General features: G+C 72.4%; 19 protein-coding genes. 13 read left to right on the top strand and 6 right to left on the bottom strand.

The genetic code is table 11. From position 1 onward, the window contains the following. The first annotated feature begins 174 nt into the window (after window positions 1-174). Window positions 175-975: a S1 family peptidase gene (locus tag ACZ52J_RS29830; protein ID WP_465623243.1), complete on the top strand. Its 801-nt coding sequence runs from the start codon at window positions 175-177 to the stop codon at window positions 973-975. Window positions 976-1,199: 224 nt separating this feature from the next. Here the strand turns inward: ACZ52J_RS29830 and ACZ52J_RS29825 are convergent, their stop codons facing one another. Next, window positions 1,200-1,433, bottom strand: coding sequence for a DUF7455 domain-containing protein (locus ACZ52J_RS29825; RefSeq protein ID WP_360505994.1), 234 nt, complete (start codon window positions 1,431-1,433; stop codon window positions 1,200-1,202). A 538-nt stretch (window positions 1,434-1,971) separates the two neighbouring features. On the opposite strand from ACZ52J_RS29825, the gene ACZ52J_RS29820 reads away from it, so the two are divergent. The 6 genes from ACZ52J_RS29820 to ACZ52J_RS29795 all read left to right on the top strand — a co-directional run bounded on the left by ACZ52J_RS29820 (window position 1,972) and on the right by ACZ52J_RS29795 (window position 9,252). Then, window positions 1,972-4,083 (top strand): DNA gyrase/topoisomerase IV subunit B, encoded by a 2,112-nt coding sequence (locus tag ACZ52J_RS29820; protein WP_360505997.1) that lies wholly within the window; start codon window positions 1,972-1,974, stop codon window positions 4,081-4,083. A gap of 156 nt (window positions 4,084-4,239) precedes the next feature. Continuing rightward, on the top strand, window positions 4,240-4,725 hold the full coding sequence (locus ACZ52J_RS29815; RefSeq protein ID WP_465623150.1) for a DUF1453 domain-containing protein: 486 nt from the start codon (window positions 4,240-4,242) through the stop codon (window positions 4,723-4,725). An 82-nt stretch (window positions 4,726-4,807) separates the two neighbouring features. Then, window positions 4,808-5,998, top strand: a complete 1,191-nt coding sequence (locus ACZ52J_RS29810; protein ID WP_465623148.1) for a sensor histidine kinase — start codon at window positions 4,808-4,810, stop codon at window positions 5,996-5,998. Next, on the top strand, window positions 5,995-6,687 hold the full coding sequence (locus ACZ52J_RS29805) for a response regulator transcription factor (RefSeq protein ID WP_465623147.1): 693 nt from the start codon (window positions 5,995-5,997) through the stop codon (window positions 6,685-6,687). The genes ACZ52J_RS29810 and ACZ52J_RS29805 overlap by 4 nt, the downstream gene beginning before the upstream one ends. Window positions 6,688-6,814: 127 nt before the next feature. After that, window positions 6,815-7,453, top strand: coding sequence for a DUF485 domain-containing protein (locus tag ACZ52J_RS29800; protein WP_465623145.1), 639 nt, complete (start codon window positions 6,815-6,817; stop codon window positions 7,451-7,453). Next, window positions 7,450-9,252 carry a solute symporter family protein gene (locus ACZ52J_RS29795; protein WP_465623144.1) on the top strand — a complete coding sequence of 601 codons (1,803 nt, stop codon included), beginning with the start codon at window positions 7,450-7,452 and terminating at the stop codon, window positions 9,250-9,252. The genes ACZ52J_RS29800 and ACZ52J_RS29795 overlap by 4 nt, the downstream gene beginning before the upstream one ends. 148 nt (window positions 9,253-9,400) lie before the next feature. Here the strand turns inward: ACZ52J_RS29795 and ACZ52J_RS29790 are convergent, their stop codons facing one another. Together ACZ52J_RS29790 and ACZ52J_RS29785 are read right to left on the bottom strand one after the other, a co-directional pair. Further along, on the bottom strand, window positions 9,401-10,087 hold the full coding sequence (locus ACZ52J_RS29790) for a response regulator (RefSeq protein WP_360506014.1): 687 nt from the start codon (window positions 10,085-10,087) through the stop codon (window positions 9,401-9,403). After that, entirely contained in the window at window positions 10,087-11,682 is a 1,596-nt protein-coding gene (locus ACZ52J_RS29785; RefSeq protein ID WP_465623142.1) for an ATP-binding protein, read from the bottom strand. The genes ACZ52J_RS29790 and ACZ52J_RS29785 overlap by 1 nt, the downstream gene beginning before the upstream one ends. Window positions 11,683-11,987: 305 nt before the next feature. On the opposite strand from ACZ52J_RS29785, the gene ACZ52J_RS29780 reads away from it, so the two are divergent. From ACZ52J_RS29780 to ACZ52J_RS29770, 3 genes are read left to right on the top strand one after another with little or no spacing between them, the layout of a single operon-like run. Beyond that, a complete protein-coding gene (locus tag ACZ52J_RS29780) occupies window positions 11,988-12,812 on the top strand; it encodes an ABC transporter ATP-binding protein (RefSeq protein WP_360506020.1) in 825 nt (274 codons plus the stop codon). Continuing rightward, a complete protein-coding gene (locus ACZ52J_RS29775) occupies window positions 12,802-13,671 on the top strand; it encodes an ABC transporter permease (protein WP_465623140.1) in 870 nt (289 codons plus the stop codon). The genes ACZ52J_RS29780 and ACZ52J_RS29775 overlap by 11 nt, the downstream gene beginning before the upstream one ends. Window positions 13,672-13,709: 38 nt before the next feature. After that, the gene (locus ACZ52J_RS29770) at window positions 13,710-14,786 is read left to right on the top strand and encodes an ABC transporter substrate-binding protein (protein WP_360506025.1); all 1,077 of its coding nucleotides are present in this window, start codon (window positions 13,710-13,712) and stop codon (window positions 14,784-14,786) included. A gap of 155 nt (window positions 14,787-14,941) precedes the next feature. Here the strand turns inward: ACZ52J_RS29770 and ACZ52J_RS29765 are convergent, their stop codons facing one another. Together ACZ52J_RS29765 and ACZ52J_RS29760 are read right to left on the bottom strand one after the other, a co-directional pair. Then, window positions 14,942-15,844 (bottom strand): sucrase ferredoxin, encoded by a 903-nt coding sequence (locus ACZ52J_RS29765; RefSeq protein ID WP_465623137.1) that lies wholly within the window; start codon window positions 15,842-15,844, stop codon window positions 14,942-14,944. Window positions 15,845-15,941: 97 nt separating this feature from the next. Continuing rightward, complete coding sequence (locus tag ACZ52J_RS29760) at window positions 15,942-18,392, bottom strand: DNA gyrase/topoisomerase IV subunit A (RefSeq protein WP_360506031.1); 2,451 nt, start codon at window positions 18,390-18,392, stop codon at window positions 15,942-15,944. Window positions 18,393-18,666: 274 nt separating this feature from the next. Between ACZ52J_RS29760 and ACZ52J_RS29755 the strand changes: the two genes are divergently transcribed. The 3 genes from ACZ52J_RS29755 to ACZ52J_RS29745 all read left to right on the top strand — a co-directional run bounded on the left by ACZ52J_RS29755 (window position 18,667) and on the right by ACZ52J_RS29745 (window position 22,947). Further along, window positions 18,667-20,052 carry a M16 family metallopeptidase gene (locus ACZ52J_RS29755; protein ID WP_465623135.1) on the top strand — a complete coding sequence of 462 codons (1,386 nt, stop codon included), beginning with the start codon at window positions 18,667-18,669 and terminating at the stop codon, window positions 20,050-20,052. Between the two features lie 20 nt (window positions 20,053-20,072). Then, window positions 20,073-21,437, top strand: coding sequence for a M16 family metallopeptidase (locus ACZ52J_RS29750; protein ID WP_360506092.1), 1,365 nt, complete (start codon window positions 20,073-20,075; stop codon window positions 21,435-21,437). Between the two features lie 316 nt (window positions 21,438-21,753). Further along, the gene (locus tag ACZ52J_RS29745; RefSeq protein WP_465623133.1) at window positions 21,754-22,947 is read left to right on the top strand and encodes an RtcB family protein; all 1,194 of its coding nucleotides are present in this window, start codon (window positions 21,754-21,756) and stop codon (window positions 22,945-22,947) included. Between the two features lie 83 nt (window positions 22,948-23,030). On the opposite strand, the gene ACZ52J_RS29740 is transcribed toward ACZ52J_RS29745, so the two are convergent. Next, window positions 23,031-23,312 (bottom strand): HPr family phosphocarrier protein, encoded by a 282-nt coding sequence (locus ACZ52J_RS29740; protein ID WP_360506040.1) that lies wholly within the window; start codon window positions 23,310-23,312, stop codon window positions 23,031-23,033. Window positions 23,313-23,378 lie beyond the last annotated feature (66 nt).

The raw sequence follows: 23,378 nt of genomic DNA, 5'->3' as shown, positions 1-23,378 counted from the left end.
TGTCCGGAAGCGGACGCACAGCGTAGTTGAACACCTACGCTGTGCCGGTTGCCTGCTGCCGAGCCTTCTGGAGTCACGGTGCCGACCGAGCCGGACCGCACTGACCTGCCGACCCCCGTCCCGCCCCGGGCCGACCCGGCCGCCGCCCGGGCGGACCGCCGTCGCCGGGCTGCCGTGCTGGCGCTGCTCGCCGCCGTACCCGTCCCGCTGGTCGCCCTCGGTGCGGCGGCGCCGGCCGAGGCACAGCGCCGGGTGGTCGGCGGCAACGCCGCCAGCACCGTCGACCACCCGTGGATCGTGGCGCTGGCCAGCCGCCAGCAGTTCGGCAGCGGCCGCTCCGGTCAGTTCTGCGGGGGCGCGCTGGTCGGCCCGACCAAGGTGGTGACGGCCGCGCACTGCTTCTACGACGAGGGCAAGGGGCGGGTGGAGCGGCCCGGACTCAAGGTGATCGTCGGCCGGGACGACATGCGCGGCACGTCCGGCCGCGAGGTGGCGGTGCAGTCGGTCTGGATCCACCCCGACTACTCCTTCGCCGCCAACATGAACGACGTCGCGGTGCTCACGCTCGCCGAGTCCCAGGGCTCCCGGCCGGTGGTCGAGCTGGTCGGCCCGGGCGAAACGGCGCCGTACGCGGCCGGGACCAGGGCGCAGGTGTACGGCTGGGGCGACACCACCGGGCGGGGTGCCTACTCGCCCGTGCTGCGCGGGGTGGACGTGTCGATCGTTCCGGACCAGACCTGTGCGCACGCCTACCCGGGCGGGCAGGACGGCAAGTTCGACGCCCGGGGCATGGTCTGCGCGGGCGAGGAGAAGGGCGGCAAGGACGCCTGCCAGGGCGACAGCGGCGGCCCGCTGGTCGTCGACGGGCGACTGGTCGGCCTGGTGTCCTGGGGGACGGGCTGTGCCGAGGCGGCCCACCCGGGCGTCTACACGCGGGTGTCCACGGTCGCGGACGCGGTGCACTCGGTGCTGTGAGTGGCGGGGAGCCGCCGCGAGCCTCGCGGTGAGTGATGCGTCGGTCACGTTCTGACGCAGCGTCGAATCACCGAGCCCGCAGCGGGTGAACGCGGGAGAATCGTCCGGAGAACAACGGAGCCGGGCGACCGGCCCCCGAGGGGGTCAATCGCCCGGCTCACCGGTCGCGCGCAGTGCGTGACCGGACACAGCTCGACGCTGGCTGCTGGTGGCGGCGCCTGGAATCAGCGCTCGTCGTCGGTGGCCGTCGCGTTGGGGCTGGTGCTGAGACGGCCGCTCTCGTCCTGTATCTCCACGGCGATCTTCTTGAGCTCGGGCTCGAACTTCCGGCCGTGGTGGGCGCAGAAGAGCAGCTCTCCGCCGCTGGCGAGTACGACGCGCAGGTAAGCCTGGGCGCCGCATCGGTCGCAGCGGTCAGCCGCGGTGAGCGGGCTCGCAGGTGTCAGAACAGTAGTCACGTCGCCTCTTCTCTAGCTCGACGAGCTGTCGTACCAGGGTCAACATCCAACCAGGCCGAAAACGTTCCCGCTCGTGGCTTTTCTTCTCTGAGGATTCTGCATGTGTTGATGAGGACGTGCCCCGGGCGCCGGTGGTTCATGCGTGCCGAGTCCCGGGATCCGTCCACCGCTCGAACGTCCGATCGGGATCGGGTCCGAGGTCCGCGTAGCATAATCCTCTGCCGGGTTGGAGCATAAGCCCCGTCCCGGGCCCCGGTAGCCTGCATAACGGCAGTTCCGGAGCTTGCGCCGGTCCCACGATCCGCCAGGACCGGTGCTATCGGGAGGAGATGGCGCCCCCGGGGCCCACGCCCCGGCGCGGTCCTTGTTCGCGCAGCGCGTACAAGCTGCGCGGGGCCCGGCCGACGTGCTGCACACCCGACGGAGGGGTGCGGGCACGCAGAGCGACGGATGTCGGTGCGGCGTGCTGCACTGGCGTTTGGTCCGGATCCGTCCGGATGTGACCGATGAGACAGAACTTCACCGAGGAGAGTGCCGCGTGAGTGCCGAAACGACCGTGCCGTCCGCGCTGCTGGCCGGCGACGACGGTTCCAACTACACCGCGCGGCACCTGCTCGTCCTGGAGGGCCTTGAGGCGGTTCGCAAGCGCCCCGGCATGTACATCGGCTCGACCGACAGCCGCGGCCTGATGCACTGCCTCTGGGAGATCATCGACAACTCCGTCGACGAGGCGCTCGGCGGCTACTGCGACCGCATCGACGTCGTGCTGCACCCGGACTCCTCGGTCGAGGTCCGCGACAACGGGCGCGGCATCCCGGTCGACGTCGAGCCCAAGACCGGACTGTCCGGTGTCGAGGTCGTGATGACCAAGCTGCACGCCGGCGGCAAGTTCGGCGGCGGCTCCTACGCGGCCTCCGGCGGTCTGCACGGCGTCGGCGCCTCGGTGGTGAACGCCCTCTCCGCCCGGCTGGACGTCGAGGTCGACCGCGGCGGCCACACCCACGCGATCAGCTTCCGCCGCGGCACCCCGGGCATCTTCACCGAGACCAGCCCGGACGCGCCCTTCGAGCCCGCCAACGGGCTGACCAAGGCCCGTAAGGTGCCGAAGACCCGCACCGGCACCCGGATCCGCTACTGGGCCGACCGGCAGATCTTCCTCAAGGACGCCAAGCTCTCCCTGGAGACGCTGCACAGCCGCGCCCGGCAGACCGCCTTCCTCGTCCCCGGCCTGACCATCGTCGTGCGTGACGAACGGCTCACCGAGAGCGAGCAGATCGACGAGTCGGTCTTCCGCTACGACGGCGGCGTCGCCGAGTTCTGCGAGTTCCTGGCCCCCGACAAGCCGGTCTGCGACGTGCTGCGGCTGCGCGGCGAGGGCACTTTCAAGGAGACGGTGCCGGTCCTGGACGAGCTCGGCCACATGACCCCCACCGAGGTCACCCGCCACCTCGGGGTGGACATCGCGCTGCGCTGGGGCACGGGCTACGACACCACCCTGCGCTCCTTCGTCAACATCATCGCCACCCCCAAGGGCGGCACCCACGTCACGGGCTTCGAGCGCTCGCTGGCCAAGACCGTCAACGAGGCGCTGCGGGCCGGCAAGCTGCTGCGCGTCGCCGAGGACGACGTCACCAAGGACGACGCCACCGAGGGCCTCACCGCGGTGGTCACCGTCCGGCTCGCCGAGCCGCAGTTCGAGGGCCAGACCAAGGAGGTGCTCGGCACCTCGGCGGCCAACCGGATCGTCGCCGCCGTCGTCGCCAAGGAGCTCAAGGCCTTCCTCACCTCGGCCAAGAAGGACGAGAAGCTCCAGGCGCGGGCCGTGCTGGAGAAGGTCGTCGCGGCCGCCCGCACCCGGGTCGCGGCCCGCCAGCACAAGGAGGCCCAGCGCCGCAAGACCGCGCTGGAGACCAGCTCGCTGCCCGCGAAGCTGGCCGACTGCCGCAGCGACGACGTCGACCGCAGCGAACTGTTCATCGTCGAGGGCGACTCCGCGCTCGGCACCGCCAAGCTCGCCCGCAACTCCGAGTTCCAGGCGCTGCTGCCGATCCGCGGCAAAATCCTCAACGTGCAGAAGGCCTCGGTGAGCGACATGCTCAAGAACGCCGAGTGCGCCGCGATCATCCAGGTGATAGGGGCCGGCTCGGGCCGCACCTTCGACATCGACCAGGCCCGCTACGGCCGCGTCATCTTCATGGCCGACGCCGACGTCGACGGCTCGCACATCCGTACCCTGCTGCTGACCCTCTTCCACCGCTACATGCGGCCGATGGTCGAGCAGGGCCGGGTCTTCGCCGCCGTGCCGCCGCTGCACCGGATCGAGCTCACCAACCCCAAGCGCGGCCAGGAGAAGTACCACTACACCTACTCCGACGCCGAACTGCGCTCCACCCTGCTGGAGTTCCAGCGCAAGGGGCTGCGTTGGAAGGACCCGGTGCAGCGCTACAAGGGTCTGGGCGAAATGGACGCCGACCAGCTGGCCGAGACCACCATGGACCCGCGCCACCGCACGCTGCGCCGGATCAACCTGGGCGACCTGGAACAGGCCGAGAGGATCTTCGACCTCCTGATGGGCAACGACGTCGCCCCGCGCAAGGAGTTCATCGTGGACTCGGCGGCCACCCTGGACCGCTCGCGCATCGACGCCTGACGCACCCCGTCCGGCCGGGCCCTCCACCCACGGGTGGAGGGCCCGCGCGCTTTCCGTTCCACCCGAGGTCCACCCCCGCTCCGATCAGGGGGAACGGCCCGGTCCGTAGCGTCGGAGAGGTCAGCACAAGCCCTTCCGTCGGGACGGAGAAGTTCGATGAGCGCCCTTGCCAACCTCCTCGTGATCGCGGTGGTGATGGTCGCGGTGGTCCAGCGCCAGATGCGTGTCCAGCGCCTAGACACCGAGCGCCGCTTCTGGCTGCTGCCGCTGATCCTGGGCGTGCTCGCACTGCGCGACCCGCAGATCATCGACCATCAGCACACCGGGCTCTCGATCGCCCTGCTGGCCGCCGGACTGGTGACGGTGCTCGCGATGGGCTCCGTCTGGGGCTGGACCGTCCGGCTCTGGCGGGACGCCGACGGCACCGTCCTGGCCAAGGGCACCAAGGCCACGATGGCCGCCTGGGGCGGGATGATCGCCGTCCGGGTCGGCCTGTACGGGATCGGCTCGGCGCTGCACGTCCACCAGTCGGGCAGCGCGCTGATGCTGGGCATGGCGGTCATGCTGCTGGTCCGCTCGCTCGTGGTGAACTGGCGGGCCCGGATGCTGGAGCCCGTCGAGCGGACCGCCGTGCTGCGGTGATCTCGTCGAGACCCTGTCGAAGGACCGCAGTGATCCCCCGTCGGTGAGCCCTGAGCCCGCCGTGAGCACCGAGGAGGCACCCGTGGCCGCGTGGTACCGGACCCGCTGGCCGTCCCGCGAGGGGCTGGAGCGTGAGGCCGAGAGCCGGCCGCGGCGGGTCCTCAGCGTGTTCGGTCGGATCGTCCTGCTGGCCGTCGTCGGCTGGGGGACCTTCTCCGACGGCAAGTACGCCGGCTGGGCGGCGGTGGCCGCGGCGGCCGGGCTGGTCGCGGCCGTCGCGCTCTGCGCGCTCTACCTGCGGGTCACCCGGGAGCAGCGCCCGACGGCCTCGTACCTGCTGTCGGCCGCCCTGATCGGTGCCGCCTGGCTCGCCAACCGGGGGCTGGCCTACACGCTGGCCGACTTCCTCTGGATCGGGCTGGCCGTGACGGTGCTGATCCGGCTGCCGCCCGCGCCCGCGCTGCTCGCGGCGGTGGCCGCGCTGGGCTCGTACACGGCCGCTTCCCCGGCGAGCTGGCTCAGTATCTCCGCCACCGTCGGCGGTTCCGTCCTGCTCGGCTACCTGCTGCGGCTGGACGTCGAGGCGCGCGGCACCGCGCGCCGACTGCTCGAACAGGAGCGGGCCGCGCGGGCCGCCGAGGCGGAGAGCGCGGCGCTCGCCGAACGGGCCAGGATCGCCCGGGAGATCCACGACGTGCTCGCCCACAGCCTCTCCGCGCAGCTCGTCCACCTGGAGGCGGCCCGGCTGATGCTGGAGCGCGACACCGATCGCGAGCAGATTCGCGAACGGGTCGTCGCCGCCCGGCGGATGGCGCAGGACGGGCTGGCCGAGACCCGGCAGGCGCTGTCCGCGTTGCGCGGCGAGTTCACCCCGGTCGGGGACTTCCTGGTCGAGCTGACCGGCCGGGAGCGGGCCGCCCTCGTCGTCACCGGCACACCCCGGCCGCTCGCCGCCGAGCCGGCCCTCGCGGTGCGGCGCACCGCGCAGGAGGCGCTGACCAATGTGCGCAAGCACGCGCCCGGCGCCCGCTGCTCCGTCGAACTGCGCTACCTGGACGGAGTCGTGGAGCTGGAGGTGCGCAACACCCGCCCGCCGCGCGGCCAGTCCGCGGGTGAGCTGTCGCCGGGTGAGCTTTCGCCGGGGGAGCTGGCCGGCAGCGGCAGCGGGTACGGTCTGCTGGGAATGCGCGAACGCGCGGAACTGCTCGGCGGCACGCTGCTGGCGGGCCCGGAGGACGGAGGGTGGCGCGTGCTGCTGCGGGTGCCGGCATGACGGCGGCGATCACCAGGGTGCTGGTGGCGGACGACCAGACGGTGGTGCGCGAGGGCATCGTGATGCTGCTGGGGCTGCTGCCCGGCATCGAGGTGGTCGGCGCGGCGGGCGACGGGGAGGAGGCCGTCGCCCTGGTGGAGCGCCATCACCCGGACGTGGTGCTGATGGACCTGCGGATGCCGCGCTGCGACGGCGTCGAGGCGACCCGGCGGATCCGGGCGGCGCACCCGGAGACCGAGGTCGTGATCCTCACCACCTACGCCGACGACGACTCGCTGTTCCCGGCACTGCAGGCCGGGGCGCGCGGCTACCTCACCAAGGACGCCGGCGCCGAGGAGATCGCCCGGGTCGTCGCGGACGTCCGCGCGGGCGCGGCCGGGCTCTCGCCGCAGGTCCAACTCCGGCTGCTGGAAAGGCTGTCGGAGCAGCCGGGCCGGTCCGCGCCGACGGCCGAACGGCCCGCCGTGCGGCCGGGGGAGCTGCCCGACGGGCTGACCGTCCGGGAGGCCGAGGTGCTGGCGCTGATCGCGCAGGGGCTCTCCAACGCCGAGATCGCCCAGCGGCTGTTCGTCAGCCAGGCCACCGTGAAGACGCACATCAACAACCTGTTCGCCAAGACCGCGGTCCGGGACCGGGCGCAGGCGGTCGCGTACGCGTTCCGACACGGAATCACCGGTACGCAGCAGTAGTCGTATGAGTGTCTGTCGGATGATCGATCACCTCATCGAGTGAACGTATCTACGGTGGTCGGAGGCGCTGTCCGGCGGCCCCCATCATGGTTCGGGTCAGAACGTCCGGCCGGGCCCAGGAGCAGCAGTGCCACAGCAGCAGACGAGCAGTCCCGGGCAGGGACAGCGATTCGACTGGTGGGCCGCTCCGGCTGCCGCCACCCTGTCCGCCACCCCGTCCGGCAGCCCGGCCGACGTCCCGTCCGGAGCCACGTCCGAGCCGTTCGAGCCGTCGGCACCGCACCGCCGATCGGCCGTGCCGACGCAGCCCGCGCCCGCCCGTACGGCTCCCGCCCGTGCGGAGCGGTCGGCACCGGTCGCGGCCGAGCCCGCCGCCGCGCCGGCCGACCGGGCCGCCGTCCCGCCGATCCGCCCGGACGCCCCGGTCGTCGACGCCGCTCCGGAGGCCGCCGACAGCACCAAGGTCTACCGGGCGGTCCAGGCCAGCGCGGCCTTCCAGGACATCCGCCGCAGCTACCGGTCGTTCGTCTTCCCGGTCACCGGTGGCTTCCTCGGCTGGTACCTGCTGTACGTCGCCGCCCAGGCGGCCGCCCCCGACCTGATGCGCACCCAGGTGGCCGGGCCGTTCAACGTGGCCTGGCTGCTCGGCCTGCTGCAGTTCGCCTCCACCTTCCTGCTCACCTGGCTCTACGCCCGCAACGCCCGGACCAAGCGCGACCGCGCCGCCCTGGGCCTGCGCTGGGACACCCAGGACCAACTGCGATGACGAGCGTGATGACCACACTGATGACCGGCCCGGTGAGGAACGCGGTGACGACCGTGCTGACGACCGCCACCCCGCCCCCCGTCGCCCCCACCGGCGACCACCACTCGCTCGCGATCGTGCTGTTCGCCGTCGTCGTCCTGGTCACCCTCGGCATCACCCTCTGGGTCGGCCGCCAGGGCAACGCCGCCGAGGACTTCTACGCAGGCGGCCGCGACTTCACCCCGCTGCAGAACGGCTTCGCCCTCTCCGGCGACTACCTCTCCGCCGCCTCCTTCCTCGGCGTCGCCGGGCTGATCGCCCTGTACGGCTACGACGGCGTGCTGTACAGCATCGGCTTCCTGGTCGCCTGGCTGGTGGTGCTGATGCTGGTCGCCGAACTCGTCCGCAACGCCGGCCGGTACACCCTGGCCGACGTGCTCGCGCTGCGGCTGCGCCGCCGCAAGGTGCGCGCCGCGGCCGGCGGCGCCAGCGTCGTCGTCACCCTGCTCTACCTGGTCGCCCAGATGGTCGGCGCCGGCTCGCTGGTCGCCCTGCTGCTCGGCACCGACAGCCCGCAGGCCCGGACCTGGACCATCATCGGGGTCGGCGCCCTGATGATCGTCTACGTGACGATCGGCGGGATGCGGGCCACCACCTGGATCCAGATCATCAAGGCCTTCCTGCTCACCGCCGGCTCGGTGCTGCTCACGGTGCTGCTGGTGGTCCGCTTCCACGGCGACCTCGGCGAACTGATGCGCCAGGCCGCGCAGCACAGCGGCGCCGGACACCGCTACCTGGAACCCGGGCTCAAGTACGGCCGCACCTTCACCAGCCGGCTGGACTTCTTCAGCCTCGGCCTCGCCCTGGTGCTCGGCACCGCCGGCCTGCCGCACATCCTGTCCCGCTTCTACACCGTGCCCACCGCGCGCGCCGCCCGCCGCTCCACGATGTGGGCGATCGGCCTGGTCGGCGGCTTCTACCTGATGGCGATCGTGCTCGGCCTCGGCGCCACCGCGCTGGTCGGCTCGGCCGAGGTGCGGCACGCCAACTCGGCCGGGAACACCGCCGTGCCGCTGCTCGCCCTGGTGCTCGGCGGCGGCAACGGCAGCACCGGCGGGGTGGTGCTGTTCGCGCTGATCTCGGCGATCGCCTTCGCCACCATCCTCGCCGTGGTCGCCGGACTGACCCTGGCCTCCTCGGCGGCCTTCGCCCACGACATCTGGGCCGGGGCCTGGCGCAACCGGCCCCGGCGGCGCCCCCGGGCACTTCGCGACCGGGGGCGCCGCCGTCGGGCCGAGGCCGTCCCGGCGTCCCGGTCGTCGGAGGGCGTCGCGGCCTCCCGGGCTGCGGAGGAGCCCGGGCCCGGGGCCGGCGAGCGGCAGGAGATCGTCGTCGCCCGGATCGCGGCCGTCGGGATCGGCGCGGCGGCGATCGTGCTCAGCCTCTACGCGCAGCAGCTGAACGTCGCCTTCCTGGTCGGCCTGGCCTTCGCCGTCGCCGCCTCCTCCAACCTGCCCGTGCTGCTGTACAGCCTGTTCTGGTCGCGGTTCACCGTCCGCGGCGCGGTCTGGTCGGTGTACGGCGGTCTGGTCCCGGCGATCGTGCTGGTGTTCTTCTCACCGGTGGTCTCCGGCACCAAGGTGGCGCTGTTCCCCGGCGTCGACTTCCACTGGTTCCCGCTGGAGAACCCCGGCATCGTCTCCATCCCGCTCGGCTTCCTGGCGGGCTGGATCGGTACGGTCACCTCGCCCGAGCCGGCCGACGCGGACCGCTTCGCCGAGCTGGAGGTGCGTGCCCTCACCGGTGCGGGCGCGGCCTGAGCCGTCGCGCCCGGGGAACCCCGGCGGGCCTGGGGCCGCCGGGGTTCCCCCATATCCGGGGCCCTGCGGCGCCGGGCCCGGTGCCACCAAGCCGGGACTGCTGCCACCCGGCCCGGCCGGGACTGCTGCCACCCGGCCAGGACCGGGGCTACGCCCGAGCCGCCAGCCCGTAGCGGTGCTCCGGGCGGCCGGTGTCGCCGTACCGCAGGGTCAGCCGTAGCCGACTGTCCCGTTCCAGCTGCTTGAGGTAGCGCTGCGCCGTGGAGCGGCTCAGCCCGGTGGCGTCGGCGACCTCCTGGGCGGACAGCGGCCGGCCCGCCCGGCGCAGCACGCCCATCACCAGGTCGGTGGTCGGCGCCGAGTGACCCTTGGGCAGGGTCCCGGCCGGGGCGGCGGCGCTGCGCAGGGTCGCGAACAGCCGGTCCACCTCGTCCTGGCCGGCCTCCCGGGCCGGTGCGGCCAGCGCGTGCCGCAGCTGCGCGTACGCCGCCAGCTTGTCCCGCAGCCCGGCGAAGGTGAACGGCTTGACCAGGTACTGCAGCGCGCCGTGCTGCATCGCGGCATGCACCGTCGACACGTCCCGGGCGGCGGTCACCATCATCACGTCGCAGGCCACCTGGCGTTCCCGCAGCCGGCGCACCAGGGCCAGGCCGGTCTCGTCGGGCAGGTGGTGGTCGAGCAGCAGCAGGTCCACGGGGCGGCGTTCCAGCGAGGCCAGCGCCTCCCCGGCCGAGTGCGCGGTGCCGGTGACCCGGAAGCCCGGCACCTTGGCCACGTACGCGGCGTGCACGTCGGCGACCCGGAAGTCGTCGTCCACCACGAGTACGTCGATCATCAGGCCTCCACGAGCCGATCGGTGAGCAGGGCCTCGGGCAGCTCGACCGTGAACCGGGCGCCGCCCATCGGCCCGGCGTCGAGCACGATCCGGCCGCCGGTCCGTTCGACCAGCCGCCGCACCATCGCCAGTCCCAGCCCGCGCGGACGGTGCGCGGGTGCGTCCTTGCTGGTCCACCCCTCCTCGAAGACCTGCTCGCGCAGCTCCTCCGGCACGCCCGGGCCGCTGTCCGCGACCTGCAGCAGAAGGGTCGAGCCGGCCGCCGCCAGGCTCACCTCCGCCCGGCCGCCCCCACCCGGCGTCAACGCGTCCACCGCGTTGTCGATCAGATTGCCGAGCACCGTCACCAGCGCCCGGGCGTCCACCACCGCGTCCGGCAGGTGCGCCGCCGGGGCCAGCACCAGCCGGACCCCGCGCTCCTGCGCCACCGCCGTCTTGCCCGCCAGCAGCGCCGCGACGTGCGGATCCTGCACCTGCTCGGCGATCCGGGCGGCGACCACGGCGTGCGAGCCGGACTGCTCCGAGATGAACGCCACCGCCTGCTCGTGGCGGCCCAGTTCCAGTAGGCCCAGCAGGGTGTGCATCCGGTTGGCGTGCTCGTGGTCCTGGGCGCGCAGCGCCTCGGTCAGGCTGCGGGTGGTGTCCAGTTCGCGGACCAGCGACTCCAGCTCGGTGCGGTCGCGCAGTGTGACCACCGCGCCCCGCTCGGGGGTCGCCATCCGGTTGACCACCAGCACCCGGTCGTCCCGGACGGCCGGCAGATCGGCGCCGGTGATCCGCCCGGTCAGCACGTCGGCCAGCCGGCCCGGCGGCAGCACCTCGGCGATCGGGCGGCCGGTGCAGTCCTCGGGCAGGCCGAGCAGTCGGACCGCCTCGTCGTTGGCCAGCCGGATCCGGCCGCGCTCGTCCAGCGCCACCATGCCCTCGCGGATGCCGTGCAGCATCGCCTCCCGCTCCACCAGCAGCGCGGAGATGTCGGCCAGCGCGATGTTGTGGGTGCGGCGCTTGAGCCGACGGGCCAGGGCGAGCGTGGCGACCGTACCGGCGGCCAGGCCGGCGCCCGCGCACAGCAGGATCCCGGTGAGCATCTTCAGCAACCGGCGCCGGATCGAGTCGTCGCTGATGCCCACCGACACCTCGCCGACGATCCGGCCGTCCGTCATCCGCAGCGGCACCTTGCCGCGCGCGGTGCGGCCCAGGGTGCCCTGCTGGATCGCGGTGATGCTGCGGCCGCCCAGCGCCGGCTCCGGGTCGGTGCTGACCCGGTGGCCGATCCGGCCGGGGTCGGTGTGCGAGAGCCGGATCCCGTCCAGATCGGTGACCACCACGAAGCTGGCGCCGGTGGCCAGGCGGATCTGTTCGGCGTTGCGCTGCGCGGTGACCACGTCGCGGGTGTCGGCGGCCCGGGCGATCGTCTCGTCGGTGGCGGTGGCCTGGGCGATCGACAGCGCCCGCTGCATCGCGTCGTGGTCCAGCTCGCTGCTGACCGGGGCCAGGAACAGCCCGGCGGTCACGGTGGTGACACCGACGGTGACGACGGTCTGGCTCAGCAGCAGCTGGGCGAAGACCCGGCGGGGCCAGTGGGGGAGCTTCATCCGGGCCTCCTCTCGGCAGCTTCGGGCGGTTCTGCGGGGGTGGGGGCGCAGGGGCGGGTCTGCGGGGGTGGTTCTCGGGGCGGTTCTGCGGGGTGGGGAGCGTCCTCGGGAGGGGCGGGACACGGGGGTCGGGACACCCTACGTTTCCGGCGTGTTTCTGTCAGCCGCGTCCCCGCAGTTGTAGCGGAAGCAAAACGAGCAGAACACCCCTCTATGCGGAGAAGTCGCAGTACGCGGAGAAGGCTCCCGCCGGGGCCGGGGCCGCTCCTACCTTTCCGGGGCAAGCACTGACCCGGGAGGATCGAATGAGCACAACCCCGGCGATCGAGCTGACCGGCGCGACCAAACGGTTCCGCACCCCCTCCGGGGCCCTGCACACCGCCGTCCGCGATCTCGATCTCACCGTCGCCCAAGGCGAGTTCGTCGCCGTTGTCGGGCCCACCGGCTGCGGCAAGTCGACCACGTTGACCCTGGTCAGCGGCCTGGAGGAGCCCACCGAGGGCGAGGTCCGGGTGTACGGCGAGCCCGTCAGCGGGATCGACCCGAAGGTCGGGTTCGTCTTCCAGCAGGACGCCGTCTTCCCCTGGCGCACCGTCCTGTCCAATGTCATGGCCGGCCCGCGTTTCCGCGGCGTGCCCGCCGCCGAGGCCAAGGAGCGGGCCCGGGACTGGCTGGGCCGGGTCGGCCTCGCCGCCTTCGAGGACCGCTACCCGCACCAGCTGTCCGGCGGCATGCGCAAGCGCGTCGCGCTCGCCCAGACCTTCGTCAACGACCCGGCGATCCTGCTGATGGACGAGCCGTTCTCGGCGCTGGACGTGCAGACCCGCGCCCTGATGTCGGACCAGTTGCTGGAGCTGTGGGCCGGCACGAGTTCCTCCAGGGGCGCGGCGTCGGTCGTCTTCGTCACCCACGACCTGGACGAGGCCATCGCGCTCGCCGACCGGGTCGTCGTCATGACCGCCGGACCGGCCACCGTCAAGGAGATCTTCACCGTCGACCTGCCACGACCGCGCAGCGTGGAGGCCGTCCGGCTGGAACCGAGGTTCGTCGAGCTGTACCGCGAGATCTGGGCCTCGCTCGGCGAAGAGGTGCGCATCACCCGGGAGAGAGGAGCGGGTCGTGCCGCTTGAGACCGCGTCCGCCGTCGCCGGGAAGTCCCCGGCCGTCACGACGAGAACCGAGGCCCGCGAACGGGCCGCCCGCAACCGGAAGTTGGGTGTCTACGGCGCCCGGGGGGCGGTCCTGGTCGCCTTCCTCGGGCTCTGGGAGGTCTGCGCCCGTACGGACGTCATCGACCCGTTCAACTTCTCGCAGCCGTCGAAGATCTGGGACCAGATCTGGCAGTGGATCACCCACGGCACCGCGCAGGGCTCGCTCGGCGAGCAGATCGGCTACACCCTCTACGAGGCCCTCACCGGCTGGGTGATCGGCGTCATCGGTGGTGTGCTGCTGGGCATCGCGCTCGGCCGGATCCGCTTCCTGGCCGACGTGTTCGGGCCGTACATCAAGGTGCTCAACGCCATCCCGCGCATCGTGCTCGCGCCGATCTTCCTGATCTGGTTCGGCCTCGGCCCGGCCTCCAAGGTCGCCTCCGCCGTGGTGCTGGTGTTCTTCCCGGTGTTCTTCAACGCCTTCCAGGGCGCCCGCGAGGTGGACCGCAACCTCGTCGCCAACGCCCGCATCCTCGGCGCCGACAACCGCAAGGTCACCCTCCAGGTGGTCATCCCCGCCGCCACCACCTGGATCTTCACCAGCCTGCACGTCAGCTTCGGCTTCGCGCTGATCGGCGCCATCGTCGGCGAGTACATCGGCGCCACCAAGGGCCTCGGCCTGCTCGTCGCGGCCGCCCAGGGCACCTTCAACGCGGCCGGCGTGTACGCCGCCATGACCATCCTCGCCGTCGTCGCGCTGCTCACCGAGGGGCTGCTGACCTTCGCCGAGAAGAAGCTGTTCCGCTGGAAGCCCGCCGACGCGGGCGACGGCCGCTGACACCCCCGCCGGCAAGAAGAGAGAGGCACCCCCCACCCATGCGCCCCAACCCGACCGGCAGAGCCGCTGCCGCCGCCCTCGCCGCCGTCCTGCTCCTCCCGCTCTCCGCCTGCGCCAACGACGCCGCCACCGCCGGCCACGGAGCGGTCGCCGCCCCGGCCGGGCAGCAGGTCGACGGGCCCAAGGTCAAGATCATGGTCGGCGGCCTGGACAAGGTCATCTACCTGCCCGCGATGCTCACCCAGCGGCTCGGCTACTTCGCCGAGGCCGGCGTCAACGTCGAGCTGATGACCGAGCCCGCCGGCGTCAACGCCACCACCGCCCTGCTCGCCGGGGACGTCCAGGGCGCCGTCGGCTTCTACGACCACACCATCGACCTACAGGCCAAGGGCAAGAACGTCGAGTCCGTGGTGCAGTTCGCCCAGGCGCCCGGCGAGGTCGAGGTGGTCTCCACCAAGCAGGCCGACGCTGTCAGGTCCGGCGCCGACTTCAAGGGCAGGAAGCTCGGCGTCACCAGCCTCGGCTCCTCGACCGACTTCCTCACCAAGTACCTCGCGGTCAAGAACGGCACCGCCGTCAGCGAGTTCAGCCCGATCGCGGTCGGCGCCGGCCAGACCTTCATCGCCGCGCTCCAACAGGGCAGCATCGACGCCGGGATGACCACGGACCCGACCGTCGCCACCATCCTGGACAAGGGCCTCGGCAAGGTCCTCTACGACATGCGCACCCCCGAGGGCTCGCGCCAGGCGCTCGGCGGGCTGTACCCGTCGTCCTCGCTGTACATGAACATCGACTGGGTGGAGAAGAACAAGGACACCACCCAGAAGCTCGCCAACGCCTTCGTGAAGACCCTCAAGTGGATGTCCACCCACACCCCCGAGGAGATCGCCGCGAAGATGCCCGCCGACTACGGGCAGGGCGGCGCCGACCAGTACGCGGCGGCGATCAAGGCGACGCTGCCGATGTTCACCACGGACGGCGTGATGCCGGCCGACGGTCCGAAGACCGTGCTCTCGGTGCTCGCGGCGTTCCACCCGGACGTCAAGGGCAAGGAAGGGTCGATCGACCTGTCCAAGACGTACACCACCGAGTTCGTCGGCAAGGCCACCGGCTGAGCCCCTGCTGCCGCGGTCCCGCGCTCACCCCCACGGGCGCGGGGCCGCTGTTCGTTCGCTCGGACCCCTTGCCGGAACCCTGGTCAGACCCCTTGTCGGGCCACTTTTCGGACTCCGGGTCGGGCCGATTTTCGGACTCCTGGTCAGGCTCCTCGTCAGATCCCCCGCACGGACAGCACGTCCATGCGGGACGGCGTCCCCGCCGCCTTGCCGCAGCTCTCCGGACGCGGCGGCTCGCTCGCCGACTCGATCACGTCCACCTCCCAGGCCCGGCCGTCCTGGTGCAGCACCGTCACCAGCCAGCGGCCCGCGCCGTCCGGCCGCTGGCTGAGCGTCAGCGCGTCCACGCCGGTCTCGCCGGTCGCCAGCCGCACCGCGTGCTCGGCCGCCTGGCCCGGGCGCTCCCAGCCCGAGCAGCCGCGCGACCACGCCGGCACCATGTGCCCGGACGCCGTCGCCGCCAGCACCTCCTTGGCGCTCTCCGCCGTCAGCCGTCCGTACGCGTAGCCGTACGGCAGCACCAGCATCGTCGGGGAGAAACGGTGCCCGCCCAGGTGGGTCACCTCCCACACCTCGCTGTGCCCGGCCGCTGCCAGCTCCGCCGCGAGTGGACGGCCCAGCAGCGCGCAGCAGCGGTCCCGCCGCCCGTTGGTGCACACCAGCGCCACCGGGCCGCCGACGTGCTCCGCCCCGAAGCCCGTGTGGTCACCCGCGCCGAGCGCCGCGAAGTCCAGCCCCAGCAGCTCCGCCGGGTCCGTCACCCCCGCCCGGCGCACCCAGCCGCGGCCCGGCACCGTGTGCGCCACGATCACCTCGTGCCGCGCCGTCGGCAGGCAGTCCGCGTGCCGCCCCGGCCGCCGGATCAGCGCCACCCGCACGCCCGTCCCCGCCGCGGCCTCCTCCAGCGCCTGACCGAGCGCCGCGTCCAGATGGCTCTCGCGCAGGGCCTTCGCACCCCACGGCCCGTTCTGCTCCACCAGCAGCCAGGTGCTCGCCACCGCCGCCGTCGCGGCCAGCGGCTCCGAAAGTTCACGCGACAACGTCGCACAGGTGCTCACCCGGGCAAGGCTACCCTCACCGTCTGCCGCGGCCGTCGAGCCCCGGAAACGGCGGAGGGAGGGACACCCCGCGCGGCATCCCTCCCCCCGTGCGCCGCTACGCCGGGCCGGCGACCACCGCGATGGGCGTGGTGACCGGGATGCCGGAGCCGTCGCGGCGGGGGTCGCGGTCGGGCAGGTCGACCGGGGCGCCCTTGGCGGTGGCGGCGCGGGCCGGGGCGGCGCCGGCCCAGGCGAAGGCCAGGGCGTCCTCGCCGCGCAGGAAGCGCTGGCAGCGGACGCCGCCGGTGGCGCGGCCCTTGCGCGGATACTGCTCGAACGCGGTGACCTTCCAGGTCGTCTGCTCGCCGTCGGACAGCGTGCCGGAGGTCGTGGCGACCGAGACCACCACGGCGTCGGTGGCCGGGTCCACCGCCGTGAAGGACAGCACCCGCGCCCCGTCGGACAGCTTGACGCCCGCCATGCCGCCGGCCGGACGGCCCTGCGGGCGGACCTGGCCCGCCGGGTAGCGCAGCAACTGCGCGTCCGAGGTGATGAAGACCAAGTCCTCCTCACCGGTGCGCAGTTCGATCGCGCCGACCAGCTCGTCACCCTCCTTGAGGGCGATCACCTCGAACTCGTCCTTGTTCGCCGGCCACTCGGGCACCACCCGCTTCACCACACCCTGCAGGGTGCCCAGCGCCAGCCCCGGCGAGGACTCGTCCAACGTGGTCAGCGCCAGCACCCGCTCCCCGGCCTCCAGCCGCAGGAACTCGCCCACCGCGGCCCCGCCCGCCAGCGTCGGCGACGGCGTCGGCGGCAGCGCGGGCAGGTCGATCACCGGCAGCCGCAGCACCCGGCCCGCGGACGTCACCACGCCCACGTCGGCACGCGCCGTCGCGTGCACCGCCGACACGATCACGTCGTGCTTCGCCCGCTTCTCCGACAGCTCGAACGGCTCGCCGTCCGCCGTCCGCGCCAGCAGCCCGGTCGAGGACAGCAGCACCCGGCACGGGTCGTCCGCGACCTCCAACGGCACCGCCAGCGCCGCCGACGGAGCCGCCCCCGCCTCCAGCAGGACCGTCCGCCGCTCCGTGCCGAACTGCTTGGCCACCGCGCCCAGTTCGGACGACACCACGCTGCGCAGCCGGGTGTCCGAATCCAGGATCTCGGTCAGCTCCGCGATCTCCGCGGTCAGCTTCGCCTTCTCCTGCTCCAGCTCCACCCGGTCGAACCGGGTGAGCCGGCGCAGCGGGGTGTCCAGGATGTACGCCGTCTGCGTGTCCGACAGCGAGAAGCGCTCCATCAGGCGCTCCTTCGCCTGCTGCGCGTTGTCACTCGACCGGATGATCGCGATGACCTCGTCGATGTCGAGCAGGGCCACCAGCAGGCCCTCGACCAGGTGCAGCCGCTCCTCGCGCTTGCGGCGGCGGAAGTCACTGCGCCGGCGCACCACGGTGAAGCGGTGGTCGACGTAGACCTCCAGCAGCTCCTTCAGACCCAGCGTCAGCGGCTGCCCGTCCACCAGCGCCACGTTGTTGATGCCGAAGGTCTCCTCCATCGGCGTCAGCTTGTAGAGCTGCTCGAGCAGCGCCTCCGGCACGAAGCCGTTCTTGACCTCGATCACCAGCCGCAGCCCGTGCTCGCGGTCGGTCAGGTCCTTGACGTCCGCGATGCCCTGCAGCTTCTTCGCGTTGACCAGGTCCTTGATCTTCGCGATGACCTTCTCCGGGCCGACGTTGTACGGCAGCTCGGTGACCACGATGCCCTTGCGGCGGGCCGTCACCGCCTCCACCGTCGTCGTCGCCCGGATCTTGAAGGTGCCGCGGCCGGACTCGTAGGCGTCCCGGATCCCCGACAGGCCCACGATCCGCCCGCCGGTCGGCAGGTCCGGACCGGGGACGAACCGCATCAGCGTGTCCAGGTCGGCGTTCGGGTGCTTGATCAGGTGCCGGGCCGCCGCCACCACCTCGGACAGGTTGTGCGGCGGCATGTTCGTCGCCATGCCCACCGCGATGCCCGTCGCACCGTTCACCAGCAGGTTCGGGAACGCGGCCGGCAGCGCCAGCGGCTCCCGCTCGCTGCCGTCGTAGTTCGGGCCGAAGTCGACGGTGTCCTCGTGGATCGACTCCACCATCGCCATCGACGCCGCGGTCAGCCGCGACTCGGTGTAACGCATCGCGGCCGGCGGGTCGTCGTTGCCCAGCGAACCGAAGTTGCCGTGCCCGTCGATCAGCGGCAGCCGCATCGAGAACGGCTGGGCCATGCGCACCACGGAGTCGTAGATCGACGCGTCACCGTGCGGGTGCAGCCGGCCCATCACCTCGCCCACCAGGCGCGCGCACTTCACGTGCCCGCGCTCCGGGCGCAGGCCCATCTCGTTGGCCTGGTACAGGATCCGGCGGTGCACCGGCTTCAGACCGTCCCGCGCGTCGGGCAGCGCACGCGAGTAGATCACCGAGTAGGCGTACTCCAGGAAGGAGCCCTGCATCTCGTCCACGACATCGACGTCGAGGATCCGCTCCTCGAAGTCTCCGGGCGGCGGGGTCTGCGAACTGCGGCGGGCCATCGCGGCGGGGCTCCCTTACGTGTCGCTGGCTGTGTCTAGGTCGGTCGTCGGTCGGCCGGTGCCGTCCTGACGCCGAACCCGTCAACCAGGTGTGGTCGACAGGGCACGGCGCCCCCATTGTGGACCCTCGCGCCGACACTCCCGGTCAGCGGCCCTCTTCCGCCCCTGGCGAACGACCCCGTCCGCGCGGACACAAACACGGCTCCCGCACGTTGCACCACAATGGGGGACGCCACACGAACCCCGACATCGACGACGGGAAGGACCCGAGCGCATGGCCAACCCGGCCCCCGCCTCCAGCCGAGGCATCGCCATCACCGAGCACCGCCTGGCCAACGGGCTGCGCGTCGTCCTCTCCGAGGACCACCTCACCCCGGTCGCCGCCGTCTGCCTCTGGTACGACGTGGGCTCCCGCCACGAGGTCAAGGGCCGCACCGGCCTCGCCCATCTCTTCGAGCACCTGATGTTCCAGGGCTCCGCCAACGTCTCCAACAACGGCCACTTCGAACTGGTCCAGGGCGCCGGCGGCTCGCTCAACGGCACCACCAGCTTCGAGCGCACCAACTACTTCGAGACCATGCCCGCCCACCAGCTGGAGCTCGCCCTCTGGCTGGAGGCCGACCGCATGGGCTCGCTGCTCGCCGCGCTCGACGAGACCTCCATGGAGAACCAGCGCGACGTCGTCAAGAACGAGCGCCGCCAGCGCTACGACAACGTCCCGTACGGCACCGCCTTCGAGAAGCTCACCGCCCTCTCGTTCCCCGACGGCCACCCGTACCACCACACGCCCATCGGCTCCATGGCGGACCTCGACGCGGCCACGCTGGAGGACGCCCGGACGTTCTTCCGCACCTACTACGCGCCCAACAACGCCGTCCTGTCCGTCGTCGGCGACATCGACCCCGAGCAGACCATCGCCTGGGTCGAGAAGTACTTCGGCTCCATTCCCGCCCACGACGGCAAGCAGCCCCCGCGCTCCGGCGAACTCCCGGACACCATCGGCCGCGAGATCCGCGAGGAGATCCACGAGGACGTCCCCTCCCGCGCCCTGACAGCTGCCTACCGCCTCCCGCACGACGGCACCCGCGAGGCCGACGCCGCCGACCTGGCCCTCACCATCCTCGGCAGCGGCGAGTCCAGCCGCCTCTACAACCGGCTCGTCCGCCGCGACCGCACCGCCGTCGCCGCCGGGTTCGGCCTGCTGCGCCTGGCCGGCGCCCCCAGCCTCGGCTGGCTCGACGTCAAGACCTCCGGCGACGCCACCATCGCGCAGATCGACGCCGCCGTCGACGAGGAACTCGCCCGCTTCGCCGCCGAGGGCCCCACGGCCGAGGAACTCGAGCGCGCCCAGGCCCAGATCGAGCGCGAGTGGCTGGACCGGCTGACCACCGTCGCCGGCCGCGCCGACGAACTCTGCCGCTTCGCCGTCCTGTTCGGCGACCCCAAGCTGCTCAACGACGCCCTCCCCAAGGTCCTCGACGTCACCGCCGAGGAGGTCCAGGCCGTCGCCAAGGCCCGGATCCACCCCGACAACCGGGCCGTCCTCGTCTACGAGCCGACCGCCGCCGAGACCGACGTCGCTTCCGCCGCCGAGACCGCCGCCGCCGACTCCGCCGCCGACTCCGACGCCGCTTCCGAAGAGGAGGGTGCCGCCGTATGAGCACCGACTACGTCCCCGCCATGACCTTCCACCCCCAGCCCCAGCCCGGCACCCCCAGCCCGTGGGCCTTCCCCGCCCCCGAGCGGACCGCCCTCGGCAACGGCATCACCGTCCTGCACTGCCACCGGCCCGGCCAGCAGCTGGTCGCCGTCGAGGTCCTCCTCGACGCCCCGCTCGCCGCCGAACCCGAGGGCCTCGACGGCATCGCCGCCATCCTCGCCCGCGCCCTCAGCGAAGGCACCGACACCCTCAGCGCCGAGGAGTTCGCCGGCGAACTCGAGCGGGCCGGCGCCACCCTGGACGCGCACGCCGACCACCCGTGCATCCGGGTCTCCCTGGAGGTGCCCGCCTCCCGGCTCCAGCGCGGCCTCTCCCTGCTCGCCGACGCCCTGCGCGCCCCCGCGCTGCCCGAGGCCGAGATCGAGCGCCTGGTCGCCAACCGCCTGGACGAGATCGTCCACGAGCAGGCCAGTCCCGCCCGGCGCGCCGCCAAGGCCCTCTACGCCGAGCTCTTCGACGCCGCCGACCGGCTCTCCCGGCCCCGCGCCGGCACCGCCGACACCGTCAAGTCGATCGACCGCGCCGCCGTCAAGGCCTTCTACGAGGCCCACGTCCGCCCGGCGACCAGCACCCTCGTCGTGGTCGGCGACCTCACCGGCGTCGACCTGCCCGCCCTCCTGGAGAGCACCCTCGGCACCTGGACCGGCTCGGCCGCCGAGGCCTCCGTCCACGCCCCGGTCGCCGGCGACGACCACGGCCGTGTCGTCATCGTGGACCGCCCCGGCTCCGTCCAGACCCAGCTGCTCATCGGCCGGATCGGCCCCGACCGGCACGACCCGGTCTGGGCCGCCCAGACCCTCGGCACCTACTGCCTGGGCGGCACCCTCACCTCCCGCCTCGACCGCGTCCTGCGCGAGGAGAAGGGCTACACCTACGGCGTCCGCTCCTTCGCCCAGCCGCTGCGCTCCGCCGCCGACGGCAGCGGGCGCTCGCTGCTCGCCATCAGCGGCTCGGTGGACACCGCCTCCACCGCCCCGGCGCTCGCCGACACCTGGACGATCCTGCGCACCCTCGCCGCCGAGGGCCTCACCGACGCCGAGCGCGACGAGGCCGTGCAGTTCCTGGTCGGCGTCGCCCCGTTGAAGTACGAGACCGCGGGCTCGGTGGCCGGCACCCTGGCCGACCAGGTCGAGCAGTACCTGGCGGACGACTACCAGGCCGAGGTCTACCGGCAGCTCGCCGAACTGCCCACCGCCGCCGCCACCGAGGCGGTCGTCGCGGCCTTCCCGCCGGACCGGCTGGTCACCGTCCTGGTCGGCGACGCCGCCACGATCGCCGACGACGTGCGGGCGCTCGGCATCGGCGAGGTCACCGTCGTCAGCTGACGACCGCTGCGGTTCCGTCCGGCCCGGTGGAGCACCCGCTCCACCGGGCCGAACGCGTTTTTAAATCCCTTGCGGGCCCCGTCCGGTCCGTGGATAGATATCCCCCGGCACACACGTACGAACTCTGACGAACGAAGGGAGGCGGTCACCATGCGGGTCGAGCGAGCCATACGACGACGCTCCCCAAGGCCGCATTCCCTCTGTGCCGCCCCGGGCGCCTGAGCCCCACCCCTGAACTTCCCCGAGCCCCGCCGGGATCCTTTCGCGCGGCACCCCATTTCTCGTGAACCACCCGACCCATGGAGGTCGTTCAGCGATGACGTACACCGAGGTACCCGGCGTCCGGGTCCCGATCCGGATGTGGACCGATCCGGCGACGGTCGAGAGCCAGGCCCTGCAGCAGCTGCGCAACATCAGCTCCCTGCCGTGGCTGCACGGCCTCGCCGTGATGCCCGACGTCCACCTGGGCAAGGGCGCGACGGTCGGCTCCGTCATCGCCATGAAGGGCGCGGTCTGCCCGGCGGCGGTCGGCGTCGACATCGGCTGCGGGATGAGCGCGGTGAAGACCTCGCTCACCGCCAAGGACCTCCCGGACGACCTGTCCGGCCTGCGCAGCAAGATCGAGCAGACCATCCCGGTCGGCCGCGGCCTGCACACCGACCCGGTCGACCCGGCGAAGCTGGACGGCTTCCGGGCGGCGGGCTGGGACGACTTCTGGCAGCGCTTCGACGACATCGCGGAGGACGTCAAGTGGCGCCGCGAGCGGGCGATGCAGCAGATGGCCACGCTCGGCGGGGGAAATCACTTCATAGAAGTATGTGTTGATACGACTGGTGTGGTCTGGCTGATGCTGCACTCCGGATCCCGAAACATCGGCAAGGAGCTGGCGGAGCACCACATGGGCGTCGCCCGCTCGCTGCCGCACAACCAGGGCCTGGTCGACCACGACCTCGCGGTCTTCCTCGCGAAGACCTCGGAGATGGCCGCCTACCGCCAGGACCTGTTCTGGGCGCAGGAGTACGCCAAGAACAACCGAGCGGTGATGATGGCGCTCTTCCAGGACGTCGTCCGGCGTGAGTTCGCGAAGGCGAAGGTCACCTTCGACGAGGTCATCAGCTGCCACCACAACTACGTGGCGGAGGAGCGGTACGACGGCGTCGACCTGCTCGTGACCCGCAAGGGCGCGATCCGGGCCGGCTCCGGTGACTTCGGGATCATCCCGGGGTCGATGGGGACGGGCTCCTACATCGTCCGCGGCCTGGGCAACAAGGCGTCGTTCAACTCCGCCTCGCACGGCGCCGGCCGCAAGATGAGCCGTAACGCCGCGAAGAAGCGGTTCACCACGCGGGACCTGGCCGAGCAGACCGCGGGCGTGGAGTGCCGCAAGGACAGCGGCGTGGTGGACGAGATCCCGGGCGCCTACAAGAACATCGAGAAGGTCATCGAGCAGCAGAAGGACCTCGTCGAGGTGGTCGCGCACCTCAAGCAGGTCGTCTGCGTCAAGGGCTGACCTCGACGGGCGAAGGGCCGACCACAGCAGATCGGGGTGCCGCCGGGAGTCCGGCGACACCCCGATCGGGCGGTTGCGAGGCCTCAGGCCGCGGCGGGGAGCTCGTCGAGGCCCTCCTGGACGAGCTTGGCGAGGCGGTCGAGCGCGTCGTCGGCGTCGGCTGCGTCGGAGGCCAGGATGACCTCGTCGCCGCCCTGGGCGCCCAGGGCGAGGAGGCCGAGCATGGAGGCGGCGTTGACCGGGTTGCCGCCGGGCTTGGCGATGGTGATCGGCACGCCGGTGGCCGTCACGGCCCGGACGAAGACGGAGGCGGGACGGGCGTGCAGGCCCTCGGCCCAACCGATGGTGACGCGGCGCTCGGCCATGAGACGTGCCTTTCCGGTGAAGCTGGTCACGGCCGTGCTCGGGGAGCGGGGGAAGCGGCCGTGTTG

It is taken from the genome of Kitasatospora sp. NPDC034035 (assembly GCF_055575755.1).
The sequence above is the reverse complement of the archived record's forward strand: the minus strand, read 5'-3'. Positions and strand labels throughout refer to the sequence as shown.

Bases quoted from the DNA above. Each gene is read 5' to 3' on its own strand.
- ACZ52J_RS29795 (WP_465623144.1), top strand. From the start codon at position 7,450: ATGACGAGCGTGATGACCACACTGATGACCGGCCCGGTGAGGAACGCG.
- ACZ52J_RS29815 (WP_465623150.1), top strand. From the start codon at position 4,240: ATGAGCGCCCTTGCCAACCTCCTCGTGATCGCGGTGGTGATGGTCGCG.
- ACZ52J_RS29785 (WP_465623142.1), bottom strand. From the start codon at position 11,682: ATGAAGCTCCCCCACTGGCCCCGCCGGGTCTTCGCCCAGCTGCTGCTG.
- ACZ52J_RS29745 (WP_465623133.1), top strand. From the start codon at position 21,754: ATGACGTACACCGAGGTACCCGGCGTCCGGGTCCCGATCCGGATGTGG.
- ACZ52J_RS29805 (WP_465623147.1), top strand. From the start codon at position 5,995: ATGACGGCGGCGATCACCAGGGTGCTGGTGGCGGACGACCAGACGGTG.
- ACZ52J_RS29790 (WP_360506014.1), bottom strand. From the start codon at position 10,087: ATGATCGACGTACTCGTGGTGGACGACGACTTCCGGGTCGCCGACGTG.
- ACZ52J_RS29760 (WP_360506031.1), bottom strand. From the start codon at position 18,392: ATGGCCCGCCGCAGTTCGCAGACCCCGCCGCCCGGAGACTTCGAGGAG.
- ACZ52J_RS29755 (WP_465623135.1), top strand. From the start codon at position 18,667: ATGGCCAACCCGGCCCCCGCCTCCAGCCGAGGCATCGCCATCACCGAG.
- ACZ52J_RS29770 (WP_360506025.1), top strand. From the start codon at position 13,710: ATGCGCCCCAACCCGACCGGCAGAGCCGCTGCCGCCGCCCTCGCCGCC.
- ACZ52J_RS29780 (WP_360506020.1), top strand. From the start codon at position 11,988: ATGAGCACAACCCCGGCGATCGAGCTGACCGGCGCGACCAAACGGTTC.
- ACZ52J_RS29740 (WP_360506040.1), bottom strand. From the start codon at position 23,312: ATGGCCGAGCGCCGCGTCACCATCGGTTGGGCCGAGGGCCTGCACGCC.
- ACZ52J_RS29750 (WP_360506092.1), top strand. From the start codon at position 20,073: ATGACCTTCCACCCCCAGCCCCAGCCCGGCACCCCCAGCCCGTGGGCC.